The organism is Aliamphritea spongicola (assembly GCF_017051665.1).
GTDB lineage: Bacteria > Pseudomonadota > Gammaproteobacteria > Pseudomonadales > Balneatricaceae > Amphritea > Amphritea spongicola.
Genome location: NZ_JAFIDL010000051.1, coordinates 1 through 348 on the forward strand (window position 1 = coordinate 1; position 348 = coordinate 348).

Consider the following 348-nt stretch of genomic DNA (forward strand, 5'->3'; position numbering starts at 1 on the left):
CTGGTGCTCGGCACCCTGCTGTCGCTGCTGCTGGTGTTCACGCCGTTCCCCGGTAGCCGTCTGATCGCCCGGGTGATCGATACCTTTATCGCCATGCCGACCTTCCTCATCACGCTGACCTTCACGTTCATCTATGGTTCCGCCGGCCTGCTGAACGGCACGCTGATGGCGACTTTTGGTTTCACCCTGCCGCCGGTGGATTTTCTTTACTCCATCTGGGGGGTGATCCTGGCGGAAATCACCGTGTTTACCCCGCTGGTGATGCGCCCGCTGATGGCGGCGCTGTCGCAGATCGACCGCAGCCAGCTCGAGGCCGCCAGCATCCTCGGCGCCCGGCCGGGACGGGTG

The 348-nt window shown here is 64.1% G+C and carries 1 protein-coding gene; it reads left to right on the forward strand.

From position 1 onward, the window contains the following. The coding region (locus JYB63_RS22690; RefSeq protein WP_205660197.1) for an ABC transporter permease subunit at nucleotides 1-348 on the forward strand (348 nt) is incomplete at both ends.